The sequence below is a fragment of the Pseudomonas putida genome (assembly GCF_028682635.1).
GTDB classification, from domain to species: Bacteria; Pseudomonadota; Gammaproteobacteria; order Pseudomonadales; family Pseudomonadaceae; genus Aquipseudomonas; species Aquipseudomonas putida_AE.
On record NZ_JANHLK010000025.1, the window covers coordinates 32,944 to 45,915 of the forward strand.

Below are 12,972 nucleotides of genomic sequence, written 5' to 3' on the forward strand. Positions count from 1 at the left end.
TCCCACAGGTCTATCTATGCACACCCGGTCAGTTGCCCGGAACCTGCGCGGCGTTTCGGCATCCTATCTACCGATACCGCGCCCCGCCATTCAAACAGCCGTTTTGCGGTTGTTGCCCCCGGGGCCATCGATACACATACATGCCCTTGAGTGGCTGTCAGCGCTCGGGTAATGTCATCAGACCCATAGGACAGAGCACGCCCATGACTTCCAAGCTGGAACAACTCAAACAGATGACCACCGTGGTTGCCGACACCGGCGACTTCGAAGCAATCGCTCGCGTCAAGCCCGTGGACGCCACCACCAACCCTTCCCTGCTGCTCAAGGCAGCGGCCATTCCTGCTTATGCCGAACTGCTCAACGCTTGCGTCGCCGACTGCAAGGGCGATGTGGGCCTGGCCAGCGACCGTTTTGGCGTCGCGGTGGGGCAGGAAATCCTCAAGGTGATTCCCGGCCGTATTTCCACCGAAGTGGATGCGCGCCTGTCGTTCGACACTGACGCCGTACTCAAGCGAGCGCACCGTCTGATCGAGCTGTACGAAAACGCCGGTATCGGCCGCGACCGGGTGCTGATCAAGATCGCCTCCACCTGGGAAGGTATCCGCGCTGCCGAGATCCTGGAAAAGGAAGGCATCCAGACCAACCTGACCCTGCTGTTCTCGTTTGCCCAGGCGGCTGCCTGCGCCGACGCCGGGGTGTTCCTGATTTCGCCGTTCGTGGGCCGCATCTACGACTGGTACAAGAAAGCCAACGGTAACGACTACGTCGGCGCCGATGATCCGGGCGTGCAGTCGGTGACGCGCATCTACAACTACTACAAGGCCAATGACTACAAGACCGTGGTCATGGGCGCGAGCTTCCGCAACCTCGGCCAGATCGAGCAACTGGCCGGTTGCGACCGCCTGACCATCAGCCCCGACCTGATCGACAAGCTGGCGGCGGACACCGGCAAGCTGGAGCGTAAACTGGCGCCGGGCAGCGCCGGTGAAGCGCGCCTGAACCTCAATGAAGCGCAATTCCGCTGGCTGTCCAACGAAGACGCCATGGCCACCGAGAAACTAGCCGAGGGTATTCGTCAATTCGCCCGGGACCAGGAGAAGCTGGAGGCGTTGTTGCAGGCCAAGCTGTGATCTGCATCGCGTAATGCAAAAAGGGCGAACCTTGGTGGGTTCGCCCTTTTTTGTGAGTCCTGATCGAGTGAGGTGTTCTTGCGGACGCCTTCGCTGGCAAGCCAGCTCCTACAGGGGGATTTGTTCACGCAACAGATCCAATGTGGGAGCCAGCCTGCTGGCGATGAGGCCAGCCCGGCCAACATCACTTTAATAGATCAGTGCCGCTCCAAAGCATTCACCAGGTCATGAAAGGCTTCCCGATTGGAGTCGTTCAAGCCCATGAGGATCTTGTGCGCTTCCAGCACCTTGATCCGCACCACCTCCTCCGACTGATCCTGATCAGGCAGGTCGTCCAGGCATTCCGGGCATGGCACCGGCTGGTCGACGATGTTGAACACCTGCTCGAACCCCATCGACTGCAACAGACGGGTGATGTCTTCATGGGTGGTGACAACGGTTGGCAGCAGTCCGACCTTCTGCCGCGACAGGATCGACAGTTTGGCCAGCAGGCCCAGGGTGGTGCTGTCGATGCTGCGGGTTTCGGTCAGGTCGATCACGATCGCGTTGAAATTCAACGCGGTGAAGATCCGCTCAATAGTTGCATCCAACGCCGAACACAGGGTCAGGCGAACTTCACCGACGAATTTCAGGACAAAGGTGCCGTCCTGCTCGGCGAACTGGATTCTACCGGTACTCATCAAAGATTCCTGCTCAACACCAACAGGGCGATATCATCCGGCATCTCCCCAAGCGTGGCCAATCCAAAAACCTGCCGCAGGCCATCCAGGCTGCCGCCCGCCGCCTTGACCCGTTCGGGCAAGGCAGCCTCTTTTTCTTTGAGTGTGGGTTCCGGCAAAAGGTCCAGAATGCCATCAGACATCAGCGTCAGGCTGAACGTCGGCGGCAATTCCAGCACGTGATCCTCGTAGGTGGCTTCATTGAAGAGGCCTACCGGCAGACCACGCCCTTCCAGGTAACGAACACTGTCGGGTGTGTACAACACAGGCAACGGCAAATGACCACCGATGCTATAGGTCAACAAACCTGTCTCCTCGTCGATGACTCCACCGACCATTGTGACGTGTTTGCCCAGCTTACAACTGATCAGGCCCCGGTTGATATGCCCAAGCACTTCAGACGGCTTGAATTCCGGCAAGGTGCCGTTGCGCTTGGACTCGAACAACAGGCGCGTGGTCATGAATTTCAACAGCACGGTGACGAAGGCTGAAGAGGCGCCATGCCCGGAAACGTCCGCCAGGTAGAACGCTACCCGGCGCTCGTCGACCCGGAAATAGTCGACAAAATCACCCGACAGGTACAGCGACGGAATGATCTGGTGGGCAAACTTGAAATCGTCGATGGTCCAGGGGCTGACCGGCAGCATGTTCATCTGCACCTGGCGACCGGCGTTCTGGTCTTCCTGGAGCAGGTTCAGGCTGGCGGCGAGCTCGCGGTTGGCCTTTTCCAGCTTCTCGCGGTAGCGCTGGTTTTCCACCAGCAGGCGTGCGCGATCCAGGGCCCGACGCACCGAGTGCTCGAGCACGGCCAGATCTTCGAGAGGCTTGATCAGGTAATCCGCTGCGCCCAGGCGCAGGGCCTCGACCGCGTCGTTCATGACGCCGGCACCCGACACCACGATCACCGGTGTTTGCGGTGACAGCTCGGTGACTTGACGGATGAGTTCGAGACCGCCCATCTGTGGCATGCGCAGATCGCAGATGACCAGGTCGGGCTTGTCTTGCTCGAATACCTGAAGACCCTGCTGGCCATTGCTGGCCTGCAAGACGCTGAAACCACTGTCTTCCAAATAGGCCGCGAGGCTCGCGCGCACTACTTCGTCATCATCGATTATCAGCAGCGTGGCACTGGTTTTTGGCATGTGGGCAAACGGCGCCAGAATTAGGTTGGCGTAGCGGCTCGGATTTTCGCCCGGCTCAGACTACTGGATTCGCTTTCTAGCCTCTCTGCTGCACTGTTTTCGAGCGTTTACCCGACTCACAGGTCCACCAGAGGTGCCCTTCTAAGGCGCAGACGGTACTCCCATCCGCGAGGCGTTTCAAGCTCACGCCGATGGTCTCTTGGCGACGAGACTTTTCAAATCACCGGGAGTTATAAGAACCTGCAAAACCGAAACCCAATGAAAGGTCGCTCAGGGCAATAAAAACGAACAAGGCGGCTCGTTGGCCGCCTTGTTTCTTACCGGTCGAGATCAGAAATCGTCTTCGACCTGGCCGTCTTTCACCTTGAATTCACGGTTTTGCAGATAAGCGTTGCGGATGAAGGTGTACTTGTCGCCGGTGATCAGCTTCTCGGAGGACAGCAGGCTCGCACGGGTATCGACGATGTTCAGGCCGAAGATCGAGTTACGCACCGGTACATCGTGGATGTAGCGGTACGGGCCGGTGTAGCCGTCGACGTACTTCGAGGGCGCATCACGCAGCGTACTTGGGCCGAGCAGGGGCAACATCACGTAGGGACCACTGCCAACGCCCCAGTAACCCAGGGTCTGGCCGAAGTCTTCGTCATTGCGGTGCAGGCCCATGTGGGTACCCACGTCGAAGAAGCCCAGCAGGCCGAAGGTGGTGTTGAAGAGCAGGCGCGCCGTGTCGATACCCGCCGCGTGAGGTTTGACCTGGAGGATATTGTTGGCGAGGTTGGTCACATCGCCGACGTTGCGGAACATGTTGTGGATGCCATCTTCGAGAAACTCTGGCGTCACGAACTGATAGCCCTGGGCCAAAGGTTTCAAGGCATAGGTATCGACGAAGTCGTTGAACTCGAAGATCGGACGGTTGACGCCTTCCCAAGGATCATCTTCCGAGGCTGCCTGGGCAGCAAACGGAACCAGCAGCGCACTGGCGCACACACAAAGCCGAGCGAGAGGATTGCTCCAGCGCATAGAAAAACTCCTTGGACTGTAACGTCGCGGGGCGCTTGGCCCGGCGCAAAGATCGATAGTATAAGACGTAACTGCCACTTTAGGCAGTATTGGACCCGCCCCCCTCACAGGGCGAGCAATTCACAACAGTGTCACTCAACTGTCACCGTCGCCCTTTAGCCTCGAGGCTATTTCAGGGACGTAGACATGCCACACGCCGAAATCACCCCGCAAACCGCGCCGAACCTGACTGCCGTGCTGTTCGGCCTGAGTGGTTGCCTGGTGGATTTCGGCGCCTGCATGCGCCTTCAGGCCAGCCATGGTGCCGATCACGCCGAGGTCACCCCCGGCGCCCTGGACAGCCTGCACAGCTTGCAGCGCCAGCAGATCCCCTGCGCCTGGCTCGATGAACTACCTCCCTCGACCAGCCATGCTTTGGCTATCGGCCTGCCGCAATGGATCAAGCCTTCGCAGCCTCTGCAACAGCTTGCAACAATCAAACCCTGGCCGGCACCGGATGCGTGCTGGCAAGCCTTGATGGCCCTGGACATCGAACGCCTGGAAGGCTGCGTGCTGGTCAGTGGCGAACCGCGACTGCTGCAATCGGGTCTCAATGCCGGGTTGTGGACCATCGGCCTGGCCTCCTGCGGCTCGCTCTGCGGGCTGTCGCCGGCGCAATGGCAGGCATTGTCCGCACAGGAACGCGACATCAAGCGCAGCAAGGCCACGGTGCAGCTGTTCGGCCTGGGCGTGCATTCGGTGATCGATCACCTCGGTGAACTCGACACTTGCCTGGCAGACATCAGTTTGCGTCGGCTCAAGGGCGAAAAGCCCTGATACAGATCATGCAGGTTAGGCGCGAGTGGATTAATCTAAAGATAAGCCATAGACCTTTGGCGCGCCGTCGCGGTCTATGCCAGTGCCTATCGATAAAAGGAAGAACGCCATGTCTGCCCGCGAACTGCAAGAACAGCTCAATGCCCTGCGCGAGCAATTGGACCAGAATCCTCCGCTGACCGAAGTCGAGCGCGAAGACCTGCACAAGCTGATGCAACAGATTGAATTTGAGCTGGAGCTCGAAACCAAGACCCAGGACGTCAACCTCGCCGATAACGTCAACATGGCCGTCGAACGCTTCGAACTCGAACACCCGACCCTCTCCGACGCCCTGCGCCGGATTGGCACAGCCCTGCACAGCATGGGCATCTGATCCTGCAGATACATGTGGGAGCGAGCTTGCTCGCGAAAAACCAGAGATCACCGCGGGGAGTCAGGCTTCCCGCGTTATCGTTGACCTCCATCGCGAGCAAGCTTGCTCCTACAAATCATTTACTGGCGGACCAGGCGATGGTTCGGCAGTTGCACCTCTTCAGTACTGCGATACGGATTGATATCCAACCCACCCCGCCGCACATACCGCGCAAACACCGTCAATTTCTCAGGCTTCAGTAACCGCTGCAGATCAAGGAAAATCCGCTCCACGCACTGCTCATGGAAGTCCGAGTGCTGGCGGAAGCTGACGATGTACGCAAGCAGGCTCGCGTGATGCAGCGCCGCGCCACGGTACTCCACCGCCACGCTGCCCCAGTCCGGCTGGCTGGTCACCGGGCAATTGGACTTGAGCAAATGGCTGTGCACGCTCTCTTCGACAACGCGCGAATGATCACAACGCAGCAGGTCCGGGCGCGGGTGCTCGTAGGTGCTGACGCTGATATCCAGATCGTCGATGCACTCCCCTGGCAATGCCACCACACCTTCGGCCTCGACTTCTTTCAGGCTGCGGATGCGCACGCCCACGGTCTTGCCGGCGGCGGCCGACAGGTCCTTGGCCAGGGTCGATTCGAGGCTGGCGGTGTCGGCAAACGGCGTCTGGTTCAAGGAGTTGAGGTAGAGCTTGAACGACTTGGATTCGATGATGTTCGGCGAATCCGCTGGAATGCTGAATTCGCCGATCGCCACCACCGGTTTGCCCGATGGCAACAACCACGACAGTTCGAAGCAGTTCCAGAAATCCAGGCCTTTGTACGGCAGTGTTTCAGCCGTCAGGCCCAGCTCCGCCCATTTCGCGGTGCGCGGGATCGGAAACAACAGGGACGGCGTGTAAGTGGCAATGTATTCGCTGGATTTGCCCAGCGGCGAGTGTTCGGCTGCGGGATGCATGGCGGAAACCTGACGGAAGAATCAGAGGATTCTACCAGCCTTTGCCGCAGCCTTTGAGTGCTTACTGACTGACAGTCAATTTGCCTACCATGCCGGCCTGGTAATGACCGGGGATGTTGCAGGCAAATTCGAGGCTGGTGGCCTTGGTGAACGTCCAGGTCAGCTCGGCGGTCTTGCCAGGCTCCACCAGCACGCTGTTGGGGTCGTCGTGCTGCATGCCATGGCCCATTCCGGCCATGGCGCTGTGGTCCATTGCCTTCACGCCGGTAGGCGTGAGCATGCCGTGTTGCTGCATCTGCAGCATTTCCTGCTGATGCCTGGCATGCATCGCGGCATCGCCGAGGTTGAATTCGTGCAGCAACTGGCCTTTATTCACCAGCACGAAGCGCACCGTTTCCCCGGCCTTGATCTCGATCGCCTTGGGGGTGAACGTCATGTCACCCATGACCACCTCGACGCTGCGGCTCGCCTTGGCGGTCGGTGCCGACTGACCAAAATCCCAGGTTTGCGCCGGCGATGCCCACACCGGCGAACTCAGCGCCAACAGACAGCTGGCCAACAACACGGATTTGCGCAAAAACATCGAAGTACTCCAACAAGATCAAGGTTCAGCCTGTGGAAAACTCTAAACTGCCATCGCTGCCCGTTACCTGACAGCCAGATTACAACTTTGTCAGCTTGGCCTGCAGCGTCGTCGCCCAAGGTATAACGCTGTCGTGCCATTTAGCCCGAGTCGCCCATGAAACTGCTGATCGTCGAAGACCAACCGAAAACCGGCCATTACCTGCGCCAGGGCCTCAACGAGGCCGGGTTCACCACGGAACTGGTGGCCGACGGCAGCACCGGTCAGCAACTGGCGCTGAGCGGTGACTATGCCCTGCTGATTCTCGATGTGATGCTGCCCGGTCGCGATGGCTGGCAGATCCTGCAAGCGGTGCGCAGCGCCGGCCTCGACACGCCGGTGCTGTTCCTCACCGCCCGGGACGCCGTGGAAGACCGGGTACACGGCCTGGAGCTGGGCGCCGACGATTACCTGGTCAAGCCGTTCGCCTTCTCCGAGTTGCTCGCGCGGGTCCGCAGCCTGTTGCGCCGTGGCAGCACCCCACCCCAGGAAACCTGCCTGCAACTGGCCGACCTGCGCCTGGACCTGATCCGTCGCCGCGTCGAGCGCAGCGGCCAGCGCATCGACCTGACCGCCAAGGAGTTCGCCCTGCTGGAAATGCTCCTGCGCCGCCAGGGCGAAGTCCTGCCCAAATCGCTGATCGCCTCCCAGGTCTGGGACATGAATTTCGACAGCGACACCAACGTCATCGAAGTCGCGATCCGCCGCTTGCGCCTGAAGATCGACGACGAGTTCCCGAACAAACTGATCCACACCGTGCGCGGCATGGGCTACGTGCTTGAAGAGCGCCAGCCCTGATGCGCCGGCTGTCCTTGAGCGCGCGCCTGGCACTATTGTTCGCCGCGTGCACCGCCGTGGTCTCGCTGTTCGCCGGGTTTCTGTTCAGCCGCGCCAGTGAGGCGCACTTCATCGAGCTCGACCAACAGTTGCTGGACGCCAAGCTTGTTGGATTACGAAGGGCATTGCCGGATATCCAATCAAGCGAAGGTCAAGCCCGGCTGGCCGACGAATTGAGTCGCCAGGCCGACCTGTCACTGCGCATCAGTGGCAGCGATGGCCGCCGCTGGCATGACAGCTCCCCGCGCCTGCCGCCGACCTTGCCGCGCCAGCCCGGCTTGTCCACGGTGAGCCACGACGGCACCGACTATCGCGTGCTGAACGCGCCGCTGTACCTCGACCAGGTCGATTCGCCGCAACTGACCCTGCTGCTGGACATCACCCATCACCAGCATTTTCTGCAACGCATGCAACACCTGATCTGGCTGACTGTCGGCCTGTCCGCCCTGGCCACTGCCCTGCTGGGTGCCTGGGCCGCGCGCAGCGGGTTGCGACCGTTGCGCCGCATGAGCGCGGTCGCCCGTGGGGTCTCGGCGCACTCGCTGAACGCACGCCTGCCGGAAGACAACATGCCGCCGGAGCTGGCGCAATTGGCCCTCCACTTCAACGCCATGCTAGGGCGACTTGACGACGCCTTCCAACGGCTCTCGGCCTTCTCCGCCGACATTGCCCATGAGCTGCGCACACCGCTGTCGAACCTGCTGACCCACACCCAGGTCACCCTCACCCGTGAGCGCCCCCTCGAGGATTATCGCGAAGCGCTGCACAGCAACCTCGAGGAACTGCAGTGGATGGCGCAACTGGTCAACGACATGCTGTACCTGGCCAAGGCCGACCACGGTTTGTTGATGCCCAAGCGCGAACCGCTGGAACTGGCTGAGGAAGTGGATGTGTTGCTGGAGTTTTTTGCGCCCCTGGCCGAGGACACTCAACTCACCTTGAGCCGCGACGGAAATGCATGCATCGAGGGTGACCGCAGTATGTTGCGCCGGGCGCTGTCCAACTTGCTGGACAATGCATTGCGGTTTACCCCGGTTGGGGGCGAGGTTCGGGTGCGGATTGTCGATCAGGCCAATGGATTGAAGCTGACAGTGGAAAATAGCGGTGAGGGGATTTCAGCGGATTTGCTGCCGCGCCTGTTTGATCGTTTCTACCGGGCTGATCCGGCGCGACATGAAGGCAGCAGTGAGCATGCGGGGTTGGGGTTGGCGATTACCCAGTCGATCATCCGTGCCCATGGTGGGCAGATTCGTTGTGAATCGGCTGATGGGTGGACCAGGTTTGTGATTGAGTTGCCCAAGGGAGATTGAGGCTAGCCGGGCCGGCCTCATCGCCGGCAGGCCAGCTCCCACAGTATTTTGTGACGTTCACATAATTTGTGTACGACGCGATCCCTGTGGGAGCTGGCCTGCCGGCGATAGCGGTATCAGCGCTTACGAATAACGCAACGCGTGAGCCGGCTCGATCTTCGCCGCACGCCACGCCGGATAAACCGTGGCCAAAAAGCTCATGACAAACCCCGCCGTGCAGATCAGCGCAACGTCCGCACCCTGCAATTCCGACGGCAAATTGCTGACGAAATACACATCGGAACTGAAGATGTGCTGCCCGCTGACCCGCTCTACCCAGCCGACCATGGCACTGACATTCAACGCCGCAATCACGCCCAGCATGCCGCCGATCAGGGTGCCTACAATCCCGATCACGGTGCCCTGGACGATGAAGATCGCCATGATCTGCCGTGGCGTGGCGCCGATGGTGCGCAGGATCGCGATGTCCGCGCCCTTGTCGTTCACCACCATGATCAAGGTGGCGATGATATTGAATGCCGCCACCGCGACAATCATCAGCAACAACAGGCCAATCATGGTTTTTTCCATCTTCATGGCGCTGAACAGGCTGCCCTGGGTGTGGGTCCAGTCGTCAGCCTTGTAGGCGGCGCCCAGCCCCGTGGCGATGTCGCTCGACACTTGCGGCGCGGCGTACAGGTCCTTCACCGCCAGGCGCACGCTCTGCACCTGGTTCGGCGCCCAATGCTGCATCTGCGCGGCATCGGCCATGTGGATCAGTGCCATCGAACCGTCCAGTTCGGCACCGACCTTGAACACCCCGACCACGTTCAGCCGTTGCATGCGCGGGGTGATGCCGCCCGGCGCATTGCTGACTTCCGGCACGATCAGGGTGATCTTGTCGCCGACATTCAGGCGAAAACGCCGCGCCGTGATCTCGCCGATCACCACGCCAAACTCGCCCGGCTTCAACGCATCCAACCGCCCCTGGACGATATGCTGGGCGACGATCGACACCTTGCCTTCCAGCGCCGGATCGATGCCGCTGACCTGGATCGGCTGCATCGTGCCCTTGTAGGACAGCATGCCTTCCATCTCGGTGAACGGCACGGCGGCCGTGACTTGCGGGTTTTTCATCGCGGCCGCCGCAACGGGCTGCCAGTCATCGATGGGATTGACCCCGACGATGGTCGCGTGCGGGACCATGCCAAGGATGCGTGAGCTCATTTCGCGCTGGAAGCCGTTCATCACCGACAGCACCACGATCATGGCCAGCACGCCCAGGGCGAGGCCGATCATCGAGGTCATCGAGATGAAGGAAACGAAGCGATTGCGGCGCTTGGCGCGGGTATAGCGCGTGCCGATAAAGATCGATAACGGTCTGAACATTCGCTGGGGCACCGTATAAAAATAGAAAACCCGACTGGCTTTTCAGTGCCGTCGGGTTGCAACCGGTCAGATAGGCGTCAGGCAACCTTCCTGCAAGTGCAGGACGCGGTCCATCTGGCGGGCCAGGTTCATGTCGTGGGTCACCACCAGGAACGCCGTGCGCATCGAGGTGCTGAGTTCCAGCATCAAGTCCTGGATGCCCTGGGCGGTGTGGGAGTCGAGGTTGCCGGTCGGCTCGTCGAGCATCACCAGGCCCGGATTGTTCACCAGGGCGCGGGCGATGGCCACGCGCTGGCGTTCGCCACCGGACAGCTCCGCCGGCTTGTGCTCCAGTCGGTGGCCCAGCCCTACCCGCGTCAGCAACGCGGTGGCACGTTGACGCGCCTCGGGGATCGCGGTCTTGCCGATCAGCAGCGGCATGCAGACGTTCTCCAGGGCGGTGAATTCCGGCAGCAGGTGGTGGAACTGGTACACGAAGCCCAGGGCACGGTTACGCAGCAGCCCGCGTTTTTTCTCGCTCAGCGCCGACAGCTCTTCGCCGTCGAGCCAGACGCTGCCCTTGGTCGGCGTATCGAGGCCGCCCAGCAGGTTGAGCAAGGTGCTCTTGCCCGAGCCCGACTTGCCGACGATCGCCACACGCTCGCCCGGGTGCAACTCCAGTTGCAGGCCCGCCAACACTTCCACCGACTCTGGGCCTTCCTCGTAGGATTTGCCCAGGCTGCGGCAGCTCAAGATTGCTTTATCACTCATGCCCGACTCACTCATAACGTAGCGCCTCCGCCGGCTGGGTGCGCGCGGCACGCCAGGCGGGATACAGGGTGGCGAGGAAACTCAGGACCAACGCCGCGCAGCAGACCATCAGGACATCCTGGCTCTGCACCTGCGACGGCAGGTAATCGATGAAATACACGTCGGCGTTGAGGAATTTGTGGCCGATCAGGCCTTCAAGCGCCGAGATCGCCGCGCTGACATTGAGCGCGGCGAAGATCCCGACCACCGCGCCGATGGCCGTGCCGACCACGCCGATCACCGTGCCCTGGACCATGAACGTGCGCATGATCGTGCCCGGCGTGGCGCCGAGGGTGCGCAGGATCGCGATGTCACTCTTCTTGTCGTTCACCACCATCACCAGCGTGGAAATGATGTTGAACGCAGCGACCGCGACGATCAGCAGCAGCAACAGGCCGATCATGGCTTTTTCCATGCGGATCGCCTGGTATAGGTTGCCGTGGGTGCGGGTCCAGTCGCGGGCATAGAAACGGTCCTCGCCCAGCTCGCGGGCGATGCTCCACGCCGTGCGCGGCGCCTGGAACAGGTCGTCGAACTTCAGCCGCAGGCCCTGCACCTGATCCGGCTTCCAGCGATGCAGGCGCGCCAGGTCCTGGAGATTGGTGATGCCCAGGTAACCATCGAGCTCGCCGGCGCCGACATGGAAGATGCCGACCACGGTGAAGCGCTTCATGCGCGGGAACATCCCGGCGGGAGTCACGGTGACTTCCGGCGCGACGAACGTCAGCTTGTCGCCGATGGCCGCACCGAGCTTGGCCGCCGCCTTGTCGCCGATGACGATGCCGAACTCGCCCGGCGCCAGGTCGTCGAGTTTGCCCTGGGTCATGAAGTTGTCGATGATCGATACCTGGCGTTCCTGCGCCGGGTCGATGGCATTGAGCAGGATCTTGTTGACCTTGCCGTTGTTGGTCAGCAAACCCTGCATCTGCGTGAACGGCGCCACGGCCGTCACCTGAGGGTTCTGCTTGACCTTGGCGGCCAGGCCCTGCCAATCGCTGAGCGGCTCGCCGGATTCGATGGTCGCGTGGGGCACCATGCCCAGCACGCGGGTGCGCATCTCATGATCGAAGCCGTTCATGACCGACAGCACCACGATCATCACGACCACGCCAAGGGCGAGTCCGATCATCGAGGTCAGGGAAATGAATGACACAAAATGATTGCGACGCTTTGCACGGGTATAACGCGTGCCGATAAATACGAAGAGAGGTCTGAACATGTCGGGGCTTGTTCGGAGGGAAAAGGAACGTCCTTGTGGCGGGGGTCGATAACCAGCTTTACACTCAGACCACCGCCGCTACCATGGGTTCGCCATGTCGACATTAGATGAAGAAGATCGCCGCGAATACTACCGTATCGAGGACATGATCGCACTGGAAATTCGGCCCCTGTCCGCCCTCGAAGCCGCCGGGCAGGAAGTGTTGCAGGATGCTTCCCCACTGTTCAATCTGCTCAGCGAACTGCACCTGAGCGAATTCGAGTCGCAGCACCTGCTGCGCCAGATCAGCGAGCGCGACCGCAACCTCGCGGCGTTCCTCAAATCCCAGAACAAGCGCATCGATCTGCTCAGCCAGGTGATCGCCATCACCGTGCTCGGGCAGATCGGCGAACCGCAGCCGGTGATCATCTCCGAAGGCGGCATCGACTTCCAGCACCCTTCCCCCATCGCCGCCGGTTCGCGCCTGTCGATCAAGCTGGTGCTGATGCCCCAGGCCCTGGGCCTGTTGCTGCGTGCGCGCGTCACCCATTGCGACCGCAAGGGCGATGGCTTTGATGTCGGCACCGAGTTCGAACACCTGACCGATGCCCAGCGGCAACTGTTGGCGCGCCATATCTTGCAGAAGCAGGCCCAGGAACGACGCCTGGCCCGCGAACTGAACGAATCAGGCATTTAAA

14 protein-coding genes are annotated in these 12,972 nt (G+C 60.9%); 6 read left to right on the top strand and 8 right to left on the bottom strand.

Annotated features, from left to right (window positions below; all coding sequences use genetic code 11):
* Positions 1-203: 203 nt before the first annotated feature.
* The gene (gene tal / locus NPS56_RS24625; protein ID WP_274077052.1) at positions 204-1,130 is read left to right on the top strand and encodes a transaldolase; all 927 of its coding nucleotides are present in this window, start codon (positions 204-206) and stop codon (positions 1,128-1,130) included.
* Between the two features lie 197 nt (positions 1,131-1,327).
* Here the strand turns inward: tal and rssC are convergent, their stop codons facing one another.
* The 3 genes from rssC to NPS56_RS24640 all read right to left on the bottom strand — a co-directional run bounded on the left by rssC (position 1,328) and on the right by NPS56_RS24640 (position 4,011).
* Positions 1,328-1,810, bottom strand: coding sequence for an anti-sigma factor antagonist RssC (gene rssC / locus NPS56_RS24630; RefSeq protein ID WP_274077054.1), 483 nt, complete (start codon positions 1,808-1,810; stop codon positions 1,328-1,330).
* Positions 1,810-2,991 carry a two-component system response regulator RssB gene (rssB, locus tag NPS56_RS24635; RefSeq protein WP_274077055.1) on the bottom strand — a complete coding sequence of 394 codons (1,182 nt, stop codon included), beginning with the start codon at positions 2,989-2,991 and terminating at the stop codon, positions 1,810-1,812. Before rssB ends, rssC begins: the two co-directional genes overlap by 1 nt.
* A 330-nt stretch (positions 2,992-3,321) precedes the next feature.
* Positions 3,322-4,011 carry an MlaA family lipoprotein gene (locus NPS56_RS24640; RefSeq protein ID WP_274077056.1) on the bottom strand — a complete coding sequence of 230 codons (690 nt, stop codon included), beginning with the start codon at positions 4,009-4,011 and terminating at the stop codon, positions 3,322-3,324.
* Between the two features lie 186 nt (positions 4,012-4,197).
* Between NPS56_RS24640 and NPS56_RS24645 the strand changes: the two genes are divergently transcribed.
* Both NPS56_RS24645 and NPS56_RS24650 read left to right on the top strand, forming a co-directional pair.
* Positions 4,198-4,827 (top strand): HAD family phosphatase, encoded by a 630-nt coding sequence (locus NPS56_RS24645; RefSeq protein ID WP_274077057.1) that lies wholly within the window; start codon positions 4,198-4,200, stop codon positions 4,825-4,827.
* 109 nt (positions 4,828-4,936) lie between these two features.
* A complete protein-coding gene (locus NPS56_RS24650; RefSeq protein ID WP_274077058.1) occupies positions 4,937-5,200 on the top strand; it encodes a DUF4404 family protein in 264 nt (87 codons plus the stop codon).
* A 119-nt stretch (positions 5,201-5,319) separates the two neighbouring features.
* Here the strand turns inward: NPS56_RS24650 and queF are convergent, their stop codons facing one another.
* On the bottom strand, positions 5,320-6,150 hold the full coding sequence (gene queF / locus NPS56_RS24655) for an NADPH-dependent 7-cyano-7-deazaguanine reductase QueF (RefSeq protein ID WP_274077059.1): 831 nt from the start codon (positions 6,148-6,150) through the stop codon (positions 5,320-5,322).
* Between the two features lie 61 nt (positions 6,151-6,211).
* Positions 6,212-6,733, bottom strand: coding sequence for a cupredoxin domain-containing protein (locus tag NPS56_RS24660; RefSeq protein ID WP_274077060.1), 522 nt, complete (start codon positions 6,731-6,733; stop codon positions 6,212-6,214).
* Positions 6,734-6,889: 156 nt separating this feature from the next.
* Here NPS56_RS24660 and NPS56_RS24665 point away from each other — a divergent pair, with 156 nt between their 5' ends.
* Entirely contained in the window at positions 6,890-7,570 is a 681-nt protein-coding gene (locus tag NPS56_RS24665; RefSeq protein ID WP_274077061.1) for a heavy metal response regulator transcription factor, read from the top strand.
* The gene (locus tag NPS56_RS24670) at positions 7,570-8,919 is read left to right on the top strand and encodes a heavy metal sensor histidine kinase (RefSeq protein WP_274077062.1); all 1,350 of its coding nucleotides are present in this window, start codon (positions 7,570-7,572) and stop codon (positions 8,917-8,919) included. The genes NPS56_RS24665 and NPS56_RS24670 overlap by 1 nt, the downstream gene beginning before the upstream one ends.
* Positions 8,920-9,042: 123 nt before the next feature.
* Here NPS56_RS24670 and NPS56_RS24675 read toward each other — a convergent pair whose 3' ends face one another.
* From NPS56_RS24675 to NPS56_RS24685, 3 genes are all read right to left on the bottom strand, one after another.
* Positions 9,043-10,287, bottom strand: a complete 1,245-nt coding sequence (locus tag NPS56_RS24675) for a lipoprotein-releasing ABC transporter permease subunit (RefSeq protein WP_274077063.1) — start codon at positions 10,285-10,287, stop codon at positions 9,043-9,045.
* Between the two features lie 66 nt (positions 10,288-10,353).
* A complete protein-coding gene (gene lolD, locus NPS56_RS24680) occupies positions 10,354-11,037 on the bottom strand; it encodes a lipoprotein-releasing ABC transporter ATP-binding protein LolD (protein WP_274077064.1) in 684 nt (227 codons plus the stop codon).
* 7 nt (positions 11,038-11,044) lie between these two features.
* A complete protein-coding gene (locus NPS56_RS24685) occupies positions 11,045-12,295 on the bottom strand; it encodes a lipoprotein-releasing ABC transporter permease subunit (RefSeq protein WP_274077065.1) in 1,251 nt (416 codons plus the stop codon).
* A gap of 94 nt (positions 12,296-12,389) precedes the next feature.
* Between NPS56_RS24685 and NPS56_RS24690 the strand changes: the two genes are divergently transcribed.
* Positions 12,390-12,971: a PilZ domain-containing protein gene (locus NPS56_RS24690; RefSeq protein ID WP_274077066.1), complete on the top strand. Its 582-nt coding sequence runs from the start codon at positions 12,390-12,392 to the stop codon at positions 12,969-12,971.
* Position 12,972: the final 1 nt, after the last annotated feature.

Excerpts from the sequence above, each read along its gene's own strand:
- lolD (WP_274077064.1), bottom strand. The coding sequence starts at position 11,037 with ATGAGTGATAAAGCAATCTTGAGCTGCCGCAGCCTGGGCAAATCCTAC.
- rssB (WP_274077055.1), bottom strand. The coding sequence starts at position 2,991 with ATGCCAAAAACCAGTGCCACGCTGCTGATAATCGATGATGACGAAGTA.
- NPS56_RS24645 (WP_274077057.1), top strand. The coding sequence starts at position 4,198 with ATGCCACACGCCGAAATCACCCCGCAAACCGCGCCGAACCTGACTGCC.
- queF (WP_274077059.1), bottom strand. The coding sequence starts at position 6,150 with ATGCATCCCGCAGCCGAACACTCGCCGCTGGGCAAATCCAGCGAATAC.
- NPS56_RS24685 (WP_274077065.1), bottom strand. The coding sequence starts at position 12,295 with ATGTTCAGACCTCTCTTCGTATTTATCGGCACGCGTTATACCCGTGCA.
- NPS56_RS24665 (WP_274077061.1), top strand. The coding sequence starts at position 6,890 with ATGAAACTGCTGATCGTCGAAGACCAACCGAAAACCGGCCATTACCTG.
- NPS56_RS24650 (WP_274077058.1), top strand. The coding sequence starts at position 4,937 with ATGTCTGCCCGCGAACTGCAAGAACAGCTCAATGCCCTGCGCGAGCAA.
- NPS56_RS24670 (WP_274077062.1), top strand. The coding sequence starts at position 7,570 with ATGCGCCGGCTGTCCTTGAGCGCGCGCCTGGCACTATTGTTCGCCGCG.
- rssC (WP_274077054.1), bottom strand. The coding sequence starts at position 1,810 with ATGAGTACCGGTAGAATCCAGTTCGCCGAGCAGGACGGCACCTTTGTC.
- NPS56_RS24690 (WP_274077066.1), top strand. The coding sequence starts at position 12,390 with ATGTCGACATTAGATGAAGAAGATCGCCGCGAATACTACCGTATCGAG.
- NPS56_RS24675 (WP_274077063.1), bottom strand. The coding sequence starts at position 10,287 with ATGTTCAGACCGTTATCGATCTTTATCGGCACGCGCTATACCCGCGCC.
- NPS56_RS24640 (WP_274077056.1), bottom strand. The coding sequence starts at position 4,011 with ATGCGCTGGAGCAATCCTCTCGCTCGGCTTTGTGTGTGCGCCAGTGCG.
- tal (WP_274077052.1), top strand. The coding sequence starts at position 204 with ATGACTTCCAAGCTGGAACAACTCAAACAGATGACCACCGTGGTTGCC.
- NPS56_RS24660 (WP_274077060.1), bottom strand. The coding sequence starts at position 6,733 with ATGTTTTTGCGCAAATCCGTGTTGTTGGCCAGCTGTCTGTTGGCGCTG.